This window comes from Bradyrhizobium sp. RP6 (assembly GCF_003837805.1).
In the GTDB taxonomy this organism is placed as follows: domain Bacteria; phylum Pseudomonadota; class Alphaproteobacteria; order Rhizobiales; family Xanthobacteraceae; genus Bradyrhizobium.
Window position 1 is genome coordinate 454498 of sequence record NZ_RQIT01000002.1, and the last position, 18179, is coordinate 472676.

Sequence of the window (18179 nt, forward strand, 5' to 3'; positions counted from 1 at the left end):
GGCGCGCGTCGCGCGCGAACCCGGAATCCAGAGGTGAAATGACCGGAGCTTCGTAATCTCGAGATTCTCAGGTGCGCAATTGCGCACCGGAGTTCACGACTGCGTCGCGCCCCGGAATGACTTAGCGTTGCACCACGTCCTGGTTGCTGTGGTTGGAGGCCTGTTGCGGTCCGCGCGCACCCATTGCCGCGACCTCCGTCTTGAGGAGGGCACCGGGACGCACGCGCTGGAGACCGTTGACGACAATCCGGTCGCCGGACTTCAGGCCCGAAGTGACGATGCGAAGCCCGTCGACGGTGCCGCCGAGCGTGACCGGCCGGTAGACGGCACGGCTATCGTCGCCGACCGCCATCACGAACTTCTTGTCCTGGTCGGTGCCGATCGCGCGCTCGTCGATCATCACCAGTGCCTGCTGCTTCGGCTGGCCCATGCGCACGCGGGCGAACTGGCCGGGGATGAGGCGCCCGTCGTCGTTGCGGAATACGGCGCGGACGCGGATGGTGCCGCTCTGGCCGTTGACCTGGTTGTCGATGAGCTGGATGTGGCCCTTTGCGGACAGGTCGCCCGAGGTCGTCATTTCGACCGGGATCTGGTCGAGCTGGCCGCGCCTGCCGGAGGCATCCGCAATCGAGTTCAGCGCGCGCAGCACGACCTCTTCATCCGCATCGAACGAGGCGTAGATCGGATTGACCGAGACCAGCGAGGTCAAGACCGGGGACGCGGTGCCGGCGGCGACGAGATTGCCCACGGTGACCTCGATCTTGCCGACGCGGCCGTCCACGGGCGCGCGCACCTCGGTGTAGTCGAGATTGAGCTTTGCGGTCTGGAGCGTCGCCTCGGCCGCCTTCACATTGGCGATCGCTTCGCGATTGGCGTTGTCGCGCTGGTCGTAGTCGCGGCGCGTCACCACGGCATTGCCGACGAGCTGCGCGCCGCGCTCGAGCTCGCTCTGGGTGAAGACGACGCGCGCTTTCGCAGCTTCGAGCTGGGCTGCGGCCTTGTCGACCTCGGCCGCATAAGGGGCGGGATCAATCTTGAACAGCACGTCGCCGGCCTTCACCAGCGCCCCTTCGGTGAAGTTGGCCGACAGGATCGCACCCGCAACGCGCGGGCGGAGCTCGACGCGCTGGATGGCTTCCAGCCGGCCGGAGAAGTCGTCCCACAGCACGGTCTGCCGTGGCTCGATCATCGCGACGGTGACGGAAACGGCTTGTTCGGCCGCGGCGGCCGGTGCCGTCGCTTGTGCCGCGTGAAAGTAGCGGCCGGTCGCAATCGAGCCGGCCACGGCGAGGGCGCCCACGATGGCGACCCCGGCCAGAAGGCGGCGGATACGGCCGGTGCGGGAGGTATTTTGGGAGGGGGGCATTTGCGCGCTCCAGATATGTAGTGTTCACTACAGATGTGGAGCTGGATACCGCAGTGCAAGATACTTATGTACCATTCGCTAAGAAAATTGTAGCGACATACCGCAAGAATTGGAAGACCCTGGGAAAGTAGAATTAGAACAAATAGTTAGGATTCGACGTTAAGCCTTCTGCAGAACGCGAATTCCGAGGAGACAGGCACATGGGCATGGGACGCCCCCGCGAATTCGACGCCGAATTGGCGTTGGACCAAGCGATGGAAGTGTTTTGGCGCCATGGCTATGAGGGCGCGACAATCGCCCAGCTCACCGAGGCCATGGGCATCAACCCGCCCAGTCTCTATGCCTGCTTCGGCAACAAGGAAGGTCTGCTGAAGGCGGCGCTCGACCGCTACACCAAGCTGCGCAACATCTGGATGGAGGAGGTTGTGGCAGCACCGACCGCCCGCGCCGTCGCGGAGCGGATGTTGATGGGCATCGCCGACAAGCAGACCGATCCCGCCAATCCGCCCGGCTGCCTGCTGGTGCAAGGTGGCATCGCCTGCGGCAGCGGCTCCGAGAACGTCCCTTTCGAATTGGCCGCGCGCCGCGCCCAGAACGAGGACCAGCTCCGCGACCGCTTTGTTCGCGCCAAGGCCGAAGGTGATCTCAAGGAAAGCGCCGATCCCGCCGCGCTCGCGCGTTATGTCTCCGCGGTGTCCGTCGGCATGGGCGTGATGGCGTCCTCAGGCGCAGATCGCGAAGCGTTGCGGCAGGTCGCTGATGTCGCCGTGCAGGCGGTCGAGGCGCAGTCGACTGACAAGACGTAGCTATCTCGCAGATCGCATTGCAGACAGCAATGGCGGAGGGACGAGGCCGCCGAAGATGTCAGACCCTCATGGTGAGGAGCCCGCCGCAAGCGGGCGTCTCGAACCATGCAGGCCGCGTTCGTCCGGCGGCCTCTCAGGACGCCTCCTTGAGAACAGGCGCGGCCGTTTCCTCCGCCTTGAGCTCCTCAAGGCTGCGATGACGGGGCTCGATGCCGAGGGCCCAGACCGTGATGATCTGCACCACCAGCAGCCCGATCATCAGCGCCATCACGCCGGCCACGCCGCGCGACTCGAACAGCGAGACAACGAGGAACGGCGTGACGAACGTGGCGCCGCGCGCCAGCGTGTTGACGAGGCCGGAGGCGCGCAGGCGGACCTCGGTCGGAAACAGTTCGGGGATGTAGATGCCGAACAGGAGCGCGACCAGGACGTAAATCGGCACCGTCAGCGCGAAGCCCACGGCCGGCAGCAGGATCGGATCGGAGATCACGGGATACAGGATTCCGAGCGCCACCGAGATCAACGATGCGCCGATAATGGTCGGCTTGCGGCCCCAGCGGTCGGCGGTCAGTGCGGCCGATGGCCGCGCCGATCGGCGCACCAAGCGCCATCAGCAGCGAATAGCCGAACGAGGTGGCGATCGAGAGGCCCTGCTTGACTTTGGGAGGCCGGCGTTATCGGAGAAGCCAACATCATTCGATACGGTGGTTCACGTCCGCCGATTGGCCCATTGCGACAATCTCGACCCAGCGCCTTGTTGTCGGCCATGACCCAACTTTCAAACCGAAAAGGACTCCAGTTGTTTTCTGATCCCACTATCAAATGGCGGCCCTACCCTTCGATAATCGATGGCATCGAACGCCCACCTTTTGTTTTCGATCAAGGCCTTTGGCGTCGCGTTCTCTATCTCATCGTGGTGGCACCGAACCCCGGCCTTCGCGCTTACGGCATCGAAATGTCCTGCGAGATCTATTCGGGCATCGACGAAATGATCTATTCGATCGCCGATCACGGGGACAAAACAACTGGACGCTACGACGGCGGAGTCTACATTAAGGAAGCTGAGAACTCGGCATTGCTGAAAGCCTACGCTGCGACCGATCCGGTCGGTCGGAAGCCGCGGCACTTCTCCTTTGTCGGAAGCGACTACTGCTACGAAGTGCTTGGTTTCTCCGAACCAATCATACGAGCGTTTAGCAGCCCCGAAGAGGCATATGCTTGGGGACCTTTTAGGTCCGAGGAGAAAGTAAACTAGGTCAGTAGCGACGCAGAGCAAGCACTTCCGCTTTTGGCCCTTCAGCGACATCGGAGGATGCTGCTTCTCCGTCGCTGTCGAGGCTTGAGCCGACATCAGGCGGCCAGCCGCTTAATGGTGCGCGGCCTGGCCGGCCTGGGCGCGGATCACTTTGCAGCTAGCCCCGGCGGCGGCACAAAGCCGCCGAACTCGTGTTCAATCAGCCCGGCCAACGCAATCGTCGTACGGTCCTCCAGATACGGCCCGATGATCTGGACGCCGACCGGCAGGCCCTCAGGCGTGCGCTCAATCGGAACGGCGGTTGCAGGAAGTCCGCAGGTCGAGGCAGGGTCGGCCCAGATGAAGCAGGCGTCGGAATAGTTGTAGTGCTTGCCATCGATGTCGAGTTGCCGCGCGTCGAACGGCTCCGACTGGTCCTGCGGAAAGGCCGGCACGGCGGCGACCGGGTAGATCACGGCATCGAATTCGCGGAAGAACTGATACCATTTTTGTTGCAGCTGCAGTCGCGCTGCATCGGTCGCGAGCCATTCGCGATGGATCAGACCCCAGCCGCGGGCGCGCTCGGCCTGCAGGCTGCGGTCGTCGGGCGCGAGTGACGCAGCAACTCCTTGCGCCTCTGCGAGCGCGGCCGGTGTCAGGCGCGGACTTCGCGCGGCGTTCAACAGCTTCATATAAAGCCGGGCGGACTCGGCAAGATCCGGCAACGATGTGCTCGAACGTGCGACCCGCGCGCCCGATTGTTCGAGCCGTTCCGCCAACCGCCCGATCGCCGAGCGCACGGCATCTCCGGTCGGCATCAGCGGGTGCGTGTCGATCACGAGAATCCTGAAATCCCTGAGTTGGTCATGACGAGGCGCGGGCAGCGCCAGGCGATAGCCGATCCCGTCGCGCGCCTCGTCAGGGCCGGCAATCACGTCGAGCGACAGAGCGAGGTCCGCGGCAGTGCGTGCCATCGGCCCGATGACAGCGAGATCGCCGTGGCCTGGGACGGGCGATGCCGGCGGCAGGCTGTATCCGCGCAGCGGGACGAGGCCGAGGCTCGGCTTGTGTCCGAACACGCCGCAGAAATGCGAGGGTACCCGGATCGAGCCGCCGATATCCGAGCCGATCGAGAGCGGACCGAACCCTGCGGCCAGCGCCGCTCCGCATCCACCCGAGGAGCCGCCGGGCGAGCGGCCGAGATCCCACGGGTTGTTCGTCACCCCGTAGATCTCGTTGTAGCTCTGGAAATCCCTGAGCCCGATCGGGATGTTGGTCTTGCCGATGATGACGGCGCCCGCCGCTTTCAGCCGGGAGACGACGAGGGCATCGTCGGCGGGTTGAAAATCCCTGAAATGCGGAAAGCCCCAGGTTGTCGGCAAGCCCGCGACGTTGAACGGTTCCTTCAAGGTCACGGGAATGCCGAGCAACGGCAGCCGCTCTCCCCGGCCAAGCGCGGCATCGGCGGCGCGCGCGGCGTCCCTGGCGCGATCGAAATCACGAACGATGATCGCGTTGATCGGCTCGTCCAGGGCCTCGATGCGGGCAATGGTGTGTTCGAGCAACTCGGATGCAGACACCTTCCGCAGATGCAAAGCGCTCAGTAGCGCGCTGATCGAGCCGTAGCTCAAGCCGCCGGCATCTGCGTTCAGTTCCTTTTGCATCACGAACTCCGAGCGCGAAGTTGGTCGCAGTTGCTCATGCCTTCCGACAGGTTAATGGGGCGGCTCAACGGCGAATTGATCCTGGGCTGATGATGTAACCGTGCGCCTGTTTTGCCCGACGTGTCAAATCAGTGCGCTCGCCGCGCACGAGCGAAATTCTTCAATGATTTGTACTGTGCATGGGGTTGTTTTCGCGTTTTTGTTTTGAGCGCATCCGAGCCCCGGCATCCACCGGCAGAATCCGTGGCGATGCGGGCACCCCTAAGAGTTTCTACACACAGTTCTGGCACGCTCCGCGCGTCAATATCCGCAGCCTGCATCGTCGCATCTCATTGCGCGCACGAAAAGACGGGACCCGCGGACATCGAGGGGGCGTAAGCCATGACTGCACTTGCTTCGGACGCCGGCCGCGCGAAGGGCGGGATCGTGCCGATCCTGTTGTGCGTCGTGCCGTTCAGCCAGATTCCGCTCGATGCCTACACGCCAGGCCTGCCGCAGATGGTGGTGGATCTCGCCGCTGACGCGGCGTCGATGCAGAACACCGTCACCGCCTATATGCTCGGCATGAGTCTCGCGCTGGTGCCGGTCGGCATCGCCTCCGACACGCTCGGCCGCCGCAACGTCCTGCTCGCGGGGCTATCGGTGCTGATCGCGATGAGCATCGCCTGTGCGCTGGCGACCAGCGCCTCGCTGCTACTTGGCTTGCGCTTCCTGCAAGGCATCGGCGGCTGCACCTGCCTCGTCGTCGCCTATGCGGTCGCCGCCGATTGCTTCCGCGGCCGCGAGCTCACGGCGATTTCGGGTCTGCTTGGAGCCGCCTGGGGATTGGCGCCCGTGCTTGCGCCGGCAGCCGGCGGCTTCATCGTCGAGCTGACGTCGTGGCGGGGTGTCTTCGTCGTCATTGCCATCGCTGCAGCAATCGTTGCCACGATCGTCGTATTTCTTCTGCCTGAAACGTTGCCAGCGGAACGACGTGCGCCGTTCGATCCGCGCCGCACCGCCGGCATCTTGCGCGAGGCGCTCGTTCGTCGGGGCTTCCTGGCTTTCGTGCTGGTCTTTGCCGCGGCAGCGAGCGCGCAGCTGGCGTTCGGCGTCGTCGCACCGTTCTTCTACCAGACCGGCCTTGGCTATTCGGCGGCCATCTACGGCCTCGTCGCGCTCGGCCTTGGCGGCATCAATCTCGCCGGCGAACTGGGCTGCGCGCATTTCGCACGCTTCATGCCGGCCCGCGTGATGGGCTTCGGCGCCTTCGCGCTGTTTCTCGCCGGTGCGGTGGTCCTGACCGTAACGGGCATGACCATCGGACTCGATTTCGCGTCGATCACGATCGGCGGTGCGCTGATGCTCGGCGGCTGCGGCGTGCTGTGCCCGATGATGTACGGCATGGCGCTCGGCCTGTTCGAACGCGACCACGGCCTGATCGGCGGCCTCATCAGCGCACTCTGCTATCTCGCGGTGAGCGGCGCCATGGCGATCGCGGCGGTCCTGCCTGAAGCAACGCAGGCGCCGCTCGGATGGCTCTATCTCGGCCTCTGCGCTGTCGCCGGAACGTTGCTCGCGATCTCGCTGCCATCGGCGCGCCACTCGACACAGGCTTAAGGAGGGAACCAATCATGACAACCGTTGCTATTCGCGGCACGTTCTTCGACTTCGTCGACGATCCCTGGAAGCACATCGGCAACGAACAGGCCGCCGCGCGCTTCCATCAGGACGGCCTCATGATCGTCACGGATGGCGTCATCAAGGCGTTCGGTCCCTACGACAAAGTTGGAGCCGCGCATCCGGGCGTGCAGGTCACCCACATCAAGGACCGCATCATCGTTCCGGGCTTCATCGACGGTCACATCCATCTGCCTCAGACCCGGGTGTTAGGGGCCTATGGCGAGCAGCTCCTGCCGTGGCTCCAGAAGTGGGTCTATCCGGAAGAGCTCAAATACCGGGACCGCAACTACGCGCGCGAGGGCGTGAAGCGCTTTCTCGATGCGCTGCTCGCTTCCGGCACCACCACCTGCCAAGCCTTCACGAGCTCCTCGCCCGTTTCAACCGAGGAATTGTTCGAGGAAGCGAGCAGACGCAACATGCGCGTCATCGCGGGCCTCACCGGGATCGATCGCAACGCGCCGGCCGATTTCATCGACACGCCCGACAATTTCTATCGCGACAGCAAGCGGCTGATTGCGCAGTACCATAACAAGGGCCGCAACCTCTACGCCATCACGCCGCGCTTCGCCTTCGGTGCCTCGCCGGAATTGCTGAGAGCGTGTCAGCGCCTCAAGCACGAGCACCCGGATTGCTGGGTCAACACCCACATCTCCGAGAACCCGGCCGAATGCAGCGGCGTGCTGGTCGAGCATCCGGATTGCCAGGACTATCTCGGCGTCTATGAGAAGTTCGACCTGGTCGGGCCGAAATTCTCCGGCGGCCACGGCGTCTATCTCTCCAACAACGAGTTCCGCCGCATGTCGAAGAAGGGCGCCGCGGTGGTGTTCTGCCCGTGCTCGAACCTGTTCCTCGGCAGCGGCCTGTTCCGGCTCGGTCGCGCCACCGATCCGGAGCATCGCGTGAAGATGTCGTTCGGCACCGACGTTGGCGGCGGCAACCGCTTCTCGATGATTTCCGTGCTCGACGACGCCTACAAGGTCGGCATGTGCAACAACACGCTACTCGACGGCAGCATCGATCCGACGCGCAAGGACCTTGCCGAGGCCGAGCGCAACAAGCTCTCGCCCTATCGCGGCTTCTGGTCGATCACGCTCGGCGGCGCAGAAGGTCTCTACATCGACGACAAGCTCGGCAATTTCGAGCCCGGCAAGGAGGCCGATTTCGTCGCGCTCGATCCGAATGGCGGGCAGGTCGCGCAAGCGTGGCATCAATCGCTGATCGCCGATGGCGCCGGCCCGCGCACGATGGATGAGGCCGCGAGCATGCTGTTCGCCGTGATGATGGTCGGCGACGATCGCTGCGTCGATGAGACCTGGGTGATGGGCAAGCGTCTCTACAAGAAGAGCTGAGACGGCAGCTCATGAGCGCATCCCCTGACACGGCCGGCCAGCCGGTCGCCCTCGTCATCCAGCGTCGCGTCGCCGACGACGGCTTTGCCGCGTTCGCGCGGTGGAACGGCGAGGTTGGCGAGGTGCTCAAGGCATGGCCCGGCTTCCTCGGCCAGGAGGTGGTGCCGCCACAGCCGCCGGCACATGTGGACTGGGTGACGATCCTGCGTTTCGCCAGCCCGGCCGCAGCACGCGCCTGGCTCCAGAGCGAGGAGCGGACGAAACTGATCGGGCAGGTGCAACGCTTCTTCGTCGGTTCGGAGGACGTCCAAATCCTGCCCGACACCGGCATCCAGCGAGACAGCGCCGTCTCGGCGGTCATCTCTTTCAAAGTCCCCGACGGGCTCGAGGATGCTTTCCTGAAATGGCAGCAGCGCATCCAGGCGGCGGAGGCCGAGTTCAAGGGTTTCCTGCGCCACAAGATCGAGCGGCCTATTCCAGGCCTGCACGACGAATGGATCATCATCCTGTCGTTCGACTCTGATGCCAATCTCAATGCATGGCTCGACTCGTCCTTGCGGCAGACGCTGCTGAAGGAGGGCGAGCGCTTCAACGCCGGCATGAACGTGAAGCGGGCGAGCTACGGATTCAATTTCTGGTTTCCGGCCGGCAAGACGCAGGCTCCGGAGCAAAGTCCGGGGCTGATCTGGAAGAGCAATCTCATCGTCCTGCTGGTGCTCTATCCCGTGGTCTACCTCTGGGGCTATTTCATCAGCCGGCCGCTGATCGACAGTCATGGCGTGCCGGTCTGGCTGTCGCTGTTCGTCGGCAATCTCGTCAGCACCCAGTTGCTCGGCTGGTGGCTGGTGCCCGCCGCCTTCAGGGCGCTCGACTGGTGGGTGACGCCGAAGGCGACGCTCGGCCGCCAGATCGCGGGCTATGCGCTGCTTGCCACGCTCTACGTTGCGTCCATGGCCCTGTACGCGCTGCTGCTCGCGTGGCATTGGGGACGGTGAGACCGTCCACAGCCCAACCGCGTGACGACCATGTTCGCCCTGACATTTCTGGGGACCTCGGCAAGCGTTCCCTCAGCCGAGCGCAACCATCCGGCGCTCCTCGTGGAGGGCGCGGGCAAGCGTGTCCTGGTCGATTGCGGCGAGGGCACGCAGCGCCAGTTGCTGCGCAGCGGCGCCGGCTTCCGGCGGCTCGACCGCATCCTGCTGACGCACGCTCATCTCGATCACGTGCTCGGCATTCCCGGCCTCTTCTCGACGCTGGGCCTGCGGCAGACCTCCGACGGGATGACAGTTCACGGCGGGGAAGGAACGCTCGATATCGTCATCCGGATGCTCGCAGGTCTGTGGGGCGCGGGCCGGGCGCCGATCGCGGTCGAGTTCGCACCGCTGACCGCAGGACAGGTCATTGATGCCGGTGATTTCACCATCGACTGTTTTCCGGTCCGCCACCGCGACACCGACAGTTTTGGTTTCGTCTTCCAGAGCCCCGCGCGCCGGCGTCTTCGGCCCCATCGGCTCATGGCGCTTGGTGTCCCCGACGGTCCCTTGCGTGGCGAATTGGCCGCGGGTCGCCCGATCGTGCTTGCCGACCGAACCGTCGACCCGGAAGACGTCCTTGGCCCGCCGAGCGGCGGCAGGAAGCTCGTCGTGATCGGCGACACCGAGACCACCGAGGGGCTGTCGCAATACGTTGCCGACGCCGACATGCTTGTGATCGAGGCGACGTTCCTCGATCGCGACGCGCCGACCGCGCGGAACTACGGCCATCTCACCGCGGCAGAAGCGGCTTCCTTTGCAGCCACGAATAAAGTCGGGCAGCTCGTGCTGACGCACATGTCCGGACGCTACGAAGACGAGGAGATTCTCGCCGAAGCGGCAAACATCTTCCCGAACACCCGGATCGCCGCGGACTTCGATCGCATCGTCCTCTAGTAAAGGCCAGGACTGTCCGAAAAGAGCGGCAAGACGTTTCGCTCGGGCGTGAACGCAGCGAGAACACGCGACGATGTTCACAGAAGGACTGGACCGCAAACGCTGGCGCGGCTATATGACCGGCCTGCGAGCCGCTGATTTGCAGAACTTTCAGCCAGTCTTGCAGGACTTCCGAAGAAAGCTTAGCAATTCCAAGCGCTTCGGTGGGGAATGGTGTAACGGTAGCACAACAGACTCTGACTCTGTTTGTCTTGGTTCGAATCCAGGTTCCCCAGCCAAATCACTATTTCTTGCTAAAAATCAAATAGTTAGATAGATGTGCAGCGCACAAAATTGGTGCCGCTCGTAACCGCTTTTCGGCACCGATGACCGTAGCCGCGACATAGAAAAGCCGCAATTCTGGCGCGTAATATAGTTGCGTTGACGGGCGTCTGCCCGAAACAAAAGCACAGACAGAGATCGGTTCCTAGCTCGCCTAACCAGCGGGCCAGCTCTGTTGTGTGCCTTTTGTCTGTCGCGTCCCGCTTCAAATCCCTTCTCGGTATCGAGACCAAGGCCTCGTCAGGCGTTTCTTCGCCGGAGTCCTGGTTGTTCGATCTGTTCGGCGCGACCCCGACCTCGGCCGGCGTGATTGTCACGCCCTACAGCGCCATGACGTGCGCACCCGTCGCGTGCGCGGTGCGGTCGATCTCTGAGCCGGCCGGCTCGCTCCCGCTCCACATTTACAAGCGGCTCCCGGACGGCGGCAAAGAGAAGGCCACCAATCATCCCCTCTACAAACTCCTGCATGACGCGCCGAATGGGTTTGCACCGGCCGCGCTGTTTCGCACGCAGCTCATGGCTGACGCGCTGTTGCAGCCTCACGGCGGGTTTGCGCAGATCGTCCGCGTGGATGGCGGCAAAGCTGCCGAATTGATCCGGCTTGATCCCAGGACCACACCGGTTGCCGTCGACGACAGCGAGATTGAACCGATCTACAAGGTGAATGGTCGCGAGATCGCTGCCGCTGACCTGATCCATATCCCGTCCCCGGCATACGATCAGCGCAAGGGCTTGGTGGGCGAGGGCAGGGAGGCCATCGCACTGGCGCTTGTGCTTGAGCGTCACGCTTCTCGGCTATTCGGCAACGGTGCAAGACCGTCCGGTGTTCTCTCGCTCAAAGGAAACGTCACCGTCGATACCCTCACGACCGCGAAAGCGGCGTGGCAGGCCGCACACAGCGGCGCCAACTCCGGAGGCACGGCGGTTCTGCCCAGCGATGCAAGCTGGCAGGCAATGACCTTCAACAGTGTTGATAGCCAGTTCCTGGAAATGCGCACGTATGCCGTTGCGGAGATCGCCCGATTGTTTCGCGTGCCGCTGCACATGCTGATGCAGGTCGATCGTGCTCAGCCTCGCTCGATTGAATCGATCGGCCAAGAATTCCTCTCGCAAGCTCTGTTGCCCCGGCTCAAGGCTTTCGAGCAAGAGCTTGAACTGAAGCTGCTCACGCCGGAAGAGCGCGATCAGTATTGCATCGAATTCAACGTGGACGGCTTCGCGCGTGCCGATCTTCTCACGCGAGCGCAAGCAATGAGCACCGCCGTCTCATCGCGTGTCCTTAATCCGAACGAAGCTCGACAGATGGGCTTTGGCCTGCCGGCATACGCTGGCGGCGAGATCTTTGAGAATCCCAACACTAGCTCGGCGCACAAGGGCGGCAAGCTCAACGGCAACGATAACAATCAAGAGGAAGCCGCCTGATGCTCAGGACCGTTCACCTTCACGGCAGGCTCGGCAAAGAATTCGGCGCGTCCCATCGCTTTGACGTTGCGACGGCCGGCGAAGCGTTGCGCGCGCTCAACTGTGCTTTCCCTGGTCGCTACGTGAAGGCACTTCAGGACGGTTATTACAAGGTCGTCCGCGGCGACAAGCGCAACGGGTTGCACCTCGACCTCGACTTGGTCAATCAGTTCAACCTTGGCGGCGCCGATCTGCATATTATCCCTATCGCGAAGGGCGCGGCTTCCAACACGGCCAAGGGCACAACCAAGATCGTGCTCGGTGCCGCACTCGTCGGCGGCGCGATTTTCTTGTCCGGCGGCGTGCTCGCCACGCCGCTCGCCGCGTCCGGCATTCTGAGCGGCACCACCTACGGCACGGTGGCTGCACTTGGTCTCGGCCTCGCTCTATCCGGCGCGTCAACGCTGCTCGCCAAGCCCGCCGGTCAGTCGACGGAGGGCTCCAATGGCCTCAGCGTCAACAGCGGCAACATCGGCAATTCAGGGCAGCAGGGCAATGCGATCCCGCTGATTTATGGCGAGTGCATGGTTGGCTCGACCGCGATCTCGGTCTGGTCGAGCATTGAAGACATCAGCGTCTATGCCGACAGCGCCGGCTCCATTGAGACCGCATTCGGAGAGGCCGGCTGATGGCTGATCTCTCTTACACCGCGTTCTTTGGCGACGGCGGGCACACGTTCAGGCTCATGCCGCCACAGATCCGCGAGCTTGAGACCAAGTGCGGCCCGATCGGCGCGCTCAGCAATCGCATGTTCGCACACTCATTCAGTCAAGCCGATCTCACCGAGACCATCCGCCTCGCGCTGATCGGCGGCGGCACCACACCCAAACGCGCCCATGAACTGATCGTCGCGTATGTCGACGACCGGCCGCTGGCGGAAACCTACGAACTCGCCGCGAAGATTCTTGAGCGGACGTTGTTCGGCAACCCGGATGGAAAATCAGATGCAATTTAACCTCACAGCGAACGGTGCAACTGACCCGGTGCGTTGGTTTGGCGGCCGTGGCTCGGTCTCCGTTTGGGGCACGTTCGGCGGTGGCACCGTCACACTCCAAATGTCGCCTGACAGCGGCACCACTTGGCTGGACGTCGATCGCACCGGTGACAGCTTCGTCACCTTCACCACACCTGGAGTGGCAGGCTTTGAGCTTGCTCCCTGTCTTCTACGCGTAAACCTCACGAGTGCAGAGTCGCCCTCGTTGAATTTCAAGGCCAACCGATCGTGAGCGCGTTCGGAACTCTCACCGCAAACGGCTTTTCCGAACCAATGCCTTGGTCTGGTGGATCCGGCATGTTCATCTTTTGGGGCACTTTTGGCGGCGGCGCCATGGCCATGCAGTCGTCTGCGGACAACGGCGTGACTTGGACCAATGACGTCGGATGGGGCAGCTTCGCCTTAGAGGAGCGCCATTTTACGACAGGTTTTTTCCTCCCGCCGTGTTTGTTGCGGGCACATCTGGCGGGCGTGAAAACGTCCGCTTCTGTGTCGTTCAAAATCATCCGACATTCTAACGGCTCTGTGTCGTTCAAGAGCGCTCGAACAACGATTGGCGGGATTTGAGCATGGACCGCCTAGAAGTAAAAGCCTCGCTCAGCGTCACGGATGAAGGTGAAATCGTCGGCATCGCATGGCCGTTCAATGCGGGTCCCGACAGCTATGGCGACCTGATCACCAAGGGCGCTTTCGGCGCAATCCTCCCTGATTTGCCGATCCTCTTTCAGCACCGTCCTGATGATTTGGTCGGCACCTGGAACGAAGTGAAAGAGACCGACGACGGATTGTCCGTCAAAGGCCAGCTTCACCTCGACCAGCCGCGAGCCCGTTCAATTCGCGCGATGGTCAAGACGGGTTTGGTCACCGGCCTTTCCATCGGCTTCCGGACCAAGGCCGCGCGTAAGCAAGCCCGAGGCCGCATCATCGACGCGCTTGACCTCGCTGAAATCAGCTTGGTTCGCGACCCAGCCCATTCTCGTGCCCGGATCACGGGTGCGAAATCCGACGACGCGGCGCGTGCCGTGGCCGATCTCATCAAGCGTTTCACGGCGACGCTGAAATCCTAATAGGAGCTATGGACCACCCAATGAAGAACGTCACTGCCCTAGAATTCAAGGACACCGGCGAAGCCGATGACCCGATTGCCTCCGTCGCCAAGGAACTGGCGGATCTGAAGGCGGCCCTCGAAACGAAGGCTGCCAACGACAACACCAAGCTCACCGAGCGCTTGGACCGCATCGAGGCCAAGGTCAACCGTCCCGGCAATAAGTCGTCGGCAAACGACAATGAGCCCCAGGTCGAGACCAAGGCGCTCAACGGCTTCCTGCGCAACGGCCCGCAGTCGCTCGACGATATCGAAAAGAAGACCCTGAACCTCGGCACCACCACGGCCGGCGGCTATGTGGTCGCGCCGGAATACTCGACGCGCGTCATCGAGGGCCTGACGCAGTTCTCGCCGCTGCGCTCGCTCGCCAGTGCCATGTCGATCGGCACCACCGAGACCTACATCCCGATCCTCACCTCCGGCACCGATGGCGGGTGGGTCACCGAAACCGGCACTCGCCCGTCGGCTGAACCCGCTTTCGAACAGGCGAACATCAAGACTTTCGAGTATGCGGCCACGCTTCCGGTATCGGTCCAGCTCCTGGAAGATAGCGCTGTCGATCTCGCAAGTCTCTTGCAGCGCTGGATCACCAAGAAATTCGCCAAGGCGGAAGCATCCGCCTTCGTTGTCGGCGACGGCAACGGGAAGCCCACCGGCCTCCTGCATACGCCGGGCGACTATACCCAGATCACGGCCGACCAGGACGGTTCTGACCTCCTGGAAAAGCTGATCGACCTGTTCTATGCGCTGCCCGGCGAATACGCGAACGTCGGCGCCTGGATGATGAAGCGCTCCACCATGGGCGTCATCCGCAAGCTCGCGGATGCCTCGACCACCCGGCGCAGCATCTGGTCGGACAGCATCGCCAAGGGCACGCCGGCCACGCTGCTCGGCTGCCCGATCTTCGAAGCGCCCGACATGGACGGCCTGGTTGGCGCCGGTTCGCCGGCTGCCGACACGTTCCCGGTCATCTTCGGCGACTATGCCAGCGCCTATCAGATCGTCGATCGCGTTGGCATCGCCGTCATGCGCGACGACTTCACCGGCGCCGACAATGGCATCGTGAAGCTTCGCGCCCGTCGCCGCGTCGGTGGCAAGCCGGTTCTGCCGGAGGCTGCCGTGGTCCTCAAGGCAACGGCGTAACGAACATGCGGCTCGCAGCGAATACCTTTGCCCTCCAGCTCGGCGACAAGTCTTTCGACTTGAAGCCGTCGCTGCGAGCCGCATTCATCCTATACGAACGTTACGACGGCTTCCATAACCTCTCGCGCCACCTTGCCGATGGAAGCCTGACCGCCGCCCTCGATATCATCAGCGCCACCATCGTCGACGCCAAGACCTGGGGCCAATACGCTCTGCCAGTCAATGGTGCCGTCGTGCGCGACCTCATGACCGCGACCGGCGATCTGATCGAATTCGTCATGTTGCTCGCTGGCGTCGACAGCAAGACAAGCGGCAAGGCCGATACGGGCAAGCCGATTCCGTTCGATGAATACTTCACCCAGCTTTTCCAGATCGGCACCGGCTGGCTTGGCTGGACACCTGATGACACCTGGGAAGCAACGGCTTCCGAGATCATCAACGCTCAGAAGGGCCGCATGGACATGCTCAAGGCCTTGTTCGGTAGCAAGGAAGAAACCGCCGACGCTTCCGACCTGGGAAGCATTAAGGCCGATCTCAACGCCATCGGTGATCTTACCGTGCATTCATTGAGGGCTCGCTGATGGCCTGGAAACCGCGCCGCGTATGTCACTGCGGCAAGATCATTGCGGCAACCGATCTTTGTGAATGCCAGATCAGGCGAAAGGCAGAAGCCGACCAGCGCCGCCCCAATGCCAACGATCGCGGCTATGACAGCAAGTGGCGCCGCGAGAGCAAGGCATTCCTTGCCCTCCCTGAAAACCACTTCTGTGCCTGCGGCTGCGGTCGCATCGCCGATTGCGTCGACCACAAGGTTCCCCATCGCGGCGACATGAAGCTTTTTTGGCAGCGCTCGAATTGGCAGGCCTTGGCTAGCTCACCCTGCCATGCCAGCCGCAAACAACGCACGGAGCGCCGGCAATGAGCGACAAGGCCCTCTGGCGCGCGGTGATCCAGCAAGCGATCACGGATGCAACTCAACCCCTCTCGACTAAGCGGCGAGCCGTTCGCCTCGACCAGATGCGCACTCGCGAATGGCTTACTGAGCCGAACAGCGACTTTGAGGACGTTTGCAGCCTCGCGGAGCTGGACCCGATCAAGGTGCGTAAGCACGTGCTGCCCCTGATCGCAGAGGCAACGAAGAACGATCAGCCGATGCCTGAACGCACGCCGCAACGCCGCGTCCGCTTCTCAGCGAGGCATACCCCGGGGGTGGCTCAAAACCCTCAAGAAATCGTCCGCGACCGGTGCCCCCGACCGGCACAAGATAGCTCGAAATTGGGAATTTTCTGACTATGCCCGGCATCACCCTGGACCAAGCCAAGGTCCACCTGAACGTCACCTTGGACGCCGACGACGCGATCATTTCCGACAAGCTCGCGGCGGCAAAGGCGTGGGTTGGCGCCTATACGGCCTCGAATGTGGACGCTGACGGCACACCGGCGCCGGTGAATGAGGCTGTGCTGCAAATGACGGCGCACCTCTATCAGAACCGGGAAGCGTCCCTGGTTGGCGTCACGGCCCAGGAATTGCCGTTCGGTTTCCTCGATTTGTTGGCCCCTTACCGCGCGTTTTGCTTCTGAAATGGCCGTTTCCGACCCATCTCTCACCCTCCAAAAGGCCATCCGGCAGCGCCTGATCGCGAGCCCGGAGCTGATGGCGCTGGTCCAAGCTGAGCACATCCTGGACGCCAATGGCCGGCCGGAGATCATGCCAGCCGTCTATATCGGCGAAGGGCAGACCATCTTCCGGCGCTGGGATGCGACGACGCATGCCACGCTGCACGTCTGGTTCGCTGAGCCGGGTTTGGTCCAGTGCAAGGAAGCCGTGTCCGCCATCGTCGCAGCGCTGCGGATCGATGCCCAGGCAGAAGGCGTGCTGCAAATCGACGGCTTCACTGTGCACGACATGCAGGCCACCCAGACCCGCTATCTACGCGACCCCCACGGCTCCTATAGCCACGGCATCGTCACCGCCGCGGCGATCGTAAAACCGAGGGCGGCATGAGGGCCGGCAACCTCGATCGCATCATTGAAATCCAGCGCCGGACCACTGGCCTGGACCTCTACGGCACGCCCATAGAGACCTGGACCACGCTTACCACCATGCGGGCGCAACTGCTCAAGAACGCCACCGACGATCGCGAGGGCGCGCGCGGGCACACGACCGACGCCGTGCTGACCATCCGGATGTATTACTTCGCCGGCCTCAGCCTCAATGATCGGCTTCTCTATGAGGGGCAGCAATTCGAGATCACCGGCTTAACCGAGATCGGCCGGCGCGTCGGGATGGATGTTACGTGCGAGCGGGTCGGGTCGTGACTTCAGTGCAGGAGTTCCAACGCGCGGTCAATTTCCTCGCCTTTGGCGAGCAAGCGTCGACGCTCGGCGAGCAATCGAATTTCATGCTGCAACAGAGCACCGCTCATCGTGCGACGGGTAACCTCAATGAATTCATGAACGCTCTTCACAAAACTAGGAGCAATTCGATCAAGAAATTGCATTCTCGATTCGTCGGAAGGTCCCCGTTGTCTAGACTTGAGGTTCTGCGACCGGTCTCGGATTATCACGACGGTTTGCCGCAGCTCCTCACGCTCGGTTCGCTGAGTGCGGGTCAATCTCAGGCGGTCGCAAAATCGTCCCCACTGTGCCGCTCCGAGGCGATCGATTGCGGCCTGAAACGAGGTCAGTTCCTGGGCGAGAACATCCACCAAGGCGATATCGCCTTTTTCCCAGAAATCGATTGCCGCCGACAGCTTACCAAGACCGCTTTCGATCGCCCTGATTTCTCCGATAAAGGCAATATCGGCATCGATCGCATCCAGGTCGGCCAGAAGTATCGGCTGGAGTTGGGAAGCCGCTTGAGCACCCATGATACGGACTTGTCGCCAGACCGGCGCAACGGCCATCCAGCCAATCAGCGCTGCGCCTATTACACCGATGAGTGTTTGCCAATCTTTGAGGACGTTCAAGAGCCCCTGAGCCTTGGCGTCGGAGATCAGTGCTCCGCTAATGCCGAGCCATGTGGCGAGGACCGCCGTCAACATCAACGTCACAATCGTGGGCAGACCGGGAAGGTTGCTTCCATTCATTCCGGCAACCTGCCGCGCGATTCGATTCTTGTCGAGAGGTGGGCCGCATGAGGGGCCG

Annotated in this window: 22 protein-coding genes, 1 tRNA gene and 1 pseudogene; 20 read left to right on the top strand and 4 right to left on the bottom strand. The window is 62.7% G+C overall.

Annotation, left to right across the window (positions count from 1 at the left end; translation table 11 throughout):
- Positions 1 to 121: 121 nt before the first annotated feature.
- On the bottom strand, positions 122 to 1366 hold the full coding sequence (locus tag EHH60_RS06960) for an efflux RND transporter periplasmic adaptor subunit (RefSeq protein ID WP_124158718.1): 1245 nt from the start codon (positions 1364 to 1366) through the stop codon (positions 122 to 124).
- A gap of 200 nt (positions 1367 to 1566) precedes the next feature.
- Between EHH60_RS06960 and EHH60_RS06965 the strand changes: the two genes are divergently transcribed.
- Positions 1567 to 2172 carry a TetR/AcrR family transcriptional regulator gene (locus EHH60_RS06965; protein ID WP_124158719.1) on the top strand — a complete coding sequence of 202 codons (606 nt, stop codon included), beginning with the start codon at positions 1567 to 1569 and terminating at the stop codon, positions 2170 to 2172.
- Between the two features lie 133 nt (positions 2173 to 2305).
- Here the strand turns inward: EHH60_RS06965 and EHH60_RS06970 are convergent.
- Positions 2306 to 2831 (bottom strand): annotated as a pseudogene (locus tag EHH60_RS06970) (MFS transporter); the annotation flags it as partial.
- A gap of 107 nt (positions 2832 to 2938) precedes the next feature.
- Here EHH60_RS06970 and EHH60_RS06975 point away from each other — a divergent pair.
- On the top strand, positions 2939 to 3427 hold the full coding sequence (locus EHH60_RS06975; RefSeq protein ID WP_124158720.1) for a hypothetical protein: 489 nt from the start codon (positions 2939 to 2941) through the stop codon (positions 3425 to 3427).
- A 146-nt stretch (positions 3428 to 3573) separates the two neighbouring features.
- On the opposite strand, the gene EHH60_RS06980 is transcribed toward EHH60_RS06975, so the two are convergent.
- Positions 3574 to 5070, bottom strand: a complete 1497-nt coding sequence (locus tag EHH60_RS06980; RefSeq protein WP_124158721.1) for an amidase — start codon at positions 5068 to 5070, stop codon at positions 3574 to 3576.
- 381 nt (positions 5071 to 5451) lie between these two features.
- Here EHH60_RS06980 and EHH60_RS06985 point away from each other — a divergent pair, with 381 nt between their 5' ends.
- The 18 genes from EHH60_RS06985 to EHH60_RS07070 all read left to right on the top strand — a co-directional run bounded on the left by EHH60_RS06985 (position 5452) and on the right by EHH60_RS07070 (position 17351).
- Positions 5452 to 6669, top strand: coding sequence for a multidrug effflux MFS transporter (locus EHH60_RS06985; protein WP_124158722.1), 1218 nt, complete (start codon positions 5452 to 5454; stop codon positions 6667 to 6669).
- A 14-nt stretch (positions 6670 to 6683) separates the two neighbouring features.
- A complete protein-coding gene (guaD, locus tag EHH60_RS06990; protein ID WP_124158723.1) occupies positions 6684 to 8081 on the top strand; it encodes a guanine deaminase in 1398 nt (465 codons plus the stop codon).
- Between the two features lie 11 nt (positions 8082 to 8092).
- Positions 8093 to 9076 (top strand): antibiotic biosynthesis monooxygenase, encoded by a 984-nt coding sequence (locus EHH60_RS06995; protein WP_124158724.1) that lies wholly within the window; start codon positions 8093 to 8095, stop codon positions 9074 to 9076.
- Between the two features lie 30 nt (positions 9077 to 9106).
- A complete protein-coding gene (rnz, locus tag EHH60_RS07000) occupies positions 9107 to 10009 on the top strand; it encodes a ribonuclease Z (protein WP_124158725.1) in 903 nt (300 codons plus the stop codon).
- Positions 10010 to 10213: 204 nt separating this feature from the next.
- Positions 10214 to 10287 (top strand) — tRNA-Gln (locus EHH60_RS07005).
- 310 nt (positions 10288 to 10597) lie between these two features.
- Positions 10598 to 11752 (top strand): phage portal protein, encoded by a 1155-nt coding sequence (locus EHH60_RS07010; RefSeq protein ID WP_245454426.1) that lies wholly within the window; start codon positions 10598 to 10600, stop codon positions 11750 to 11752.
- Positions 11752 to 12420: a tail assembly protein gene (locus EHH60_RS07015; protein WP_124158727.1), complete on the top strand. Its 669-nt coding sequence runs from the start codon at positions 11752 to 11754 to the stop codon at positions 12418 to 12420. Before EHH60_RS07010 ends, EHH60_RS07015 begins: the two co-directional genes overlap by 1 nt.
- Positions 12420 to 12746 carry a gene transfer agent family protein gene (locus tag EHH60_RS07020; RefSeq protein ID WP_124158728.1) on the top strand — a complete coding sequence of 109 codons (327 nt, stop codon included), beginning with the start codon at positions 12420 to 12422 and terminating at the stop codon, positions 12744 to 12746. Before EHH60_RS07015 ends, EHH60_RS07020 begins: the two co-directional genes overlap by 1 nt.
- Positions 12736 to 13017 carry a hypothetical protein gene (locus EHH60_RS07025; protein WP_124158729.1) on the top strand — a complete coding sequence of 94 codons (282 nt, stop codon included), beginning with the start codon at positions 12736 to 12738 and terminating at the stop codon, positions 13015 to 13017. Before EHH60_RS07020 ends, EHH60_RS07025 begins: the two co-directional genes overlap by 11 nt.
- Before the next feature lie 65 nt (positions 13018 to 13082).
- Positions 13083 to 13352 carry a hypothetical protein gene (locus EHH60_RS07030; protein ID WP_124158730.1) on the top strand — a complete coding sequence of 90 codons (270 nt, stop codon included), beginning with the start codon at positions 13083 to 13085 and terminating at the stop codon, positions 13350 to 13352.
- 2 nt (positions 13353 to 13354) lie between these two features.
- Complete coding sequence (locus EHH60_RS07035; RefSeq protein ID WP_124158731.1) at positions 13355 to 13852, top strand: HK97 family phage prohead protease; 498 nt, start codon at positions 13355 to 13357, stop codon at positions 13850 to 13852.
- A 20-nt stretch (positions 13853 to 13872) separates the two neighbouring features.
- Positions 13873 to 15033 (top strand): phage major capsid protein, encoded by a 1161-nt coding sequence (locus EHH60_RS07040; RefSeq protein WP_158626720.1) that lies wholly within the window; start codon positions 13873 to 13875, stop codon positions 15031 to 15033.
- 5 nt (positions 15034 to 15038) lie between these two features.
- The gene (locus tag EHH60_RS07045) at positions 15039 to 15614 is read left to right on the top strand and encodes a hypothetical protein (protein WP_124158733.1); all 576 of its coding nucleotides are present in this window, start codon (positions 15039 to 15041) and stop codon (positions 15612 to 15614) included.
- Complete coding sequence (locus EHH60_RS07050) at positions 15614 to 15955, top strand: HNH endonuclease (protein ID WP_124158734.1); 342 nt, start codon at positions 15614 to 15616, stop codon at positions 15953 to 15955. Before EHH60_RS07045 ends, EHH60_RS07050 begins: the two co-directional genes overlap by 1 nt.
- Positions 15952 to 16323, top strand: coding sequence for a hypothetical protein (locus tag EHH60_RS07055; protein ID WP_124158735.1), 372 nt, complete (start codon positions 15952 to 15954; stop codon positions 16321 to 16323). The genes EHH60_RS07050 and EHH60_RS07055 overlap by 4 nt, the downstream gene beginning before the upstream one ends.
- Before the next feature lie 2 nt (positions 16324 to 16325).
- On the top strand, positions 16326 to 16613 hold the full coding sequence (locus EHH60_RS07060; RefSeq protein WP_124158736.1) for a head-tail connector protein: 288 nt from the start codon (positions 16326 to 16328) through the stop codon (positions 16611 to 16613).
- Position 16614: 1 nt separating this feature from the next.
- Entirely contained in the window at positions 16615 to 17037 is a 423-nt protein-coding gene (locus tag EHH60_RS07065; RefSeq protein ID WP_124158737.1) for a DUF3168 domain-containing protein, read from the top strand.
- Positions 17034 to 17351: a phage head closure protein gene (locus EHH60_RS07070; protein ID WP_124158738.1), complete on the top strand. Its 318-nt coding sequence runs from the start codon at positions 17034 to 17036 to the stop codon at positions 17349 to 17351. Before EHH60_RS07065 ends, EHH60_RS07070 begins: the two co-directional genes overlap by 4 nt.
- A 2-nt stretch (positions 17352 to 17353) precedes the next feature.
- On the opposite strand, the gene EHH60_RS07075 is transcribed toward EHH60_RS07070, so the two are convergent.
- Positions 17354 to 18121, bottom strand: coding sequence for a hypothetical protein (locus EHH60_RS07075; RefSeq protein WP_124158739.1), 768 nt, complete (start codon positions 18119 to 18121; stop codon positions 17354 to 17356).
- Positions 18122 to 18179 lie beyond the last annotated feature (58 nt).

Excerpts from the sequence above, each read along its gene's own strand:
- EHH60_RS06960 (WP_124158718.1), bottom strand. The coding sequence starts at position 1,366 with ATGCCCCCCTCCCAAAATACCTCCCGCACCGGCCGTATCCGCCGCCTT.
- EHH60_RS06965 (WP_124158719.1), top strand. The coding sequence starts at position 1,567 with ATGGGCATGGGACGCCCCCGCGAATTCGACGCCGAATTGGCGTTGGAC.
- EHH60_RS06975 (WP_124158720.1), top strand. The coding sequence starts at position 2,939 with ATGACCCAACTTTCAAACCGAAAAGGACTCCAGTTGTTTTCTGATCCC.
- EHH60_RS06980 (WP_124158721.1), bottom strand. The coding sequence starts at position 5,070 with ATGCAAAAGGAACTGAACGCAGATGCCGGCGGCTTGAGCTACGGCTCG.
- EHH60_RS06985 (WP_124158722.1), top strand. The coding sequence starts at position 5,452 with ATGACTGCACTTGCTTCGGACGCCGGCCGCGCGAAGGGCGGGATCGTG.
- guaD (WP_124158723.1), top strand. The coding sequence starts at position 6,684 with ATGACAACCGTTGCTATTCGCGGCACGTTCTTCGACTTCGTCGACGAT.
- EHH60_RS06995 (WP_124158724.1), top strand. The coding sequence starts at position 8,093 with ATGAGCGCATCCCCTGACACGGCCGGCCAGCCGGTCGCCCTCGTCATC.
- rnz (WP_124158725.1), top strand. The coding sequence starts at position 9,107 with ATGTTCGCCCTGACATTTCTGGGGACCTCGGCAAGCGTTCCCTCAGCC.
- EHH60_RS07015 (WP_124158727.1), top strand. The coding sequence starts at position 11,752 with ATGCTCAGGACCGTTCACCTTCACGGCAGGCTCGGCAAAGAATTCGGC.
- EHH60_RS07020 (WP_124158728.1), top strand. The coding sequence starts at position 12,420 with ATGGCTGATCTCTCTTACACCGCGTTCTTTGGCGACGGCGGGCACACG.
- EHH60_RS07025 (WP_124158729.1), top strand. The coding sequence starts at position 12,736 with ATGCAATTTAACCTCACAGCGAACGGTGCAACTGACCCGGTGCGTTGG.
- EHH60_RS07030 (WP_124158730.1), top strand. The coding sequence starts at position 13,083 with ATGTTCATCTTTTGGGGCACTTTTGGCGGCGGCGCCATGGCCATGCAG.
- EHH60_RS07035 (WP_124158731.1), top strand. The coding sequence starts at position 13,355 with ATGGACCGCCTAGAAGTAAAAGCCTCGCTCAGCGTCACGGATGAAGGT.
- EHH60_RS07040 (WP_158626720.1), top strand. The coding sequence starts at position 13,873 with ATGAAGAACGTCACTGCCCTAGAATTCAAGGACACCGGCGAAGCCGAT.
- EHH60_RS07045 (WP_124158733.1), top strand. The coding sequence starts at position 15,039 with ATGCGGCTCGCAGCGAATACCTTTGCCCTCCAGCTCGGCGACAAGTCT.
- EHH60_RS07050 (WP_124158734.1), top strand. The coding sequence starts at position 15,614 with ATGGCCTGGAAACCGCGCCGCGTATGTCACTGCGGCAAGATCATTGCG.
- EHH60_RS07055 (WP_124158735.1), top strand. The coding sequence starts at position 15,952 with ATGAGCGACAAGGCCCTCTGGCGCGCGGTGATCCAGCAAGCGATCACG.
- EHH60_RS07060 (WP_124158736.1), top strand. The coding sequence starts at position 16,326 with ATGCCCGGCATCACCCTGGACCAAGCCAAGGTCCACCTGAACGTCACC.
- EHH60_RS07065 (WP_124158737.1), top strand. The coding sequence starts at position 16,615 with ATGGCCGTTTCCGACCCATCTCTCACCCTCCAAAAGGCCATCCGGCAG.
- EHH60_RS07070 (WP_124158738.1), top strand. The coding sequence starts at position 17,034 with ATGAGGGCCGGCAACCTCGATCGCATCATTGAAATCCAGCGCCGGACC.
- EHH60_RS07075 (WP_124158739.1), bottom strand. The coding sequence starts at position 18,121 with ATGAATGGAAGCAACCTTCCCGGTCTGCCCACGATTGTGACGTTGATG.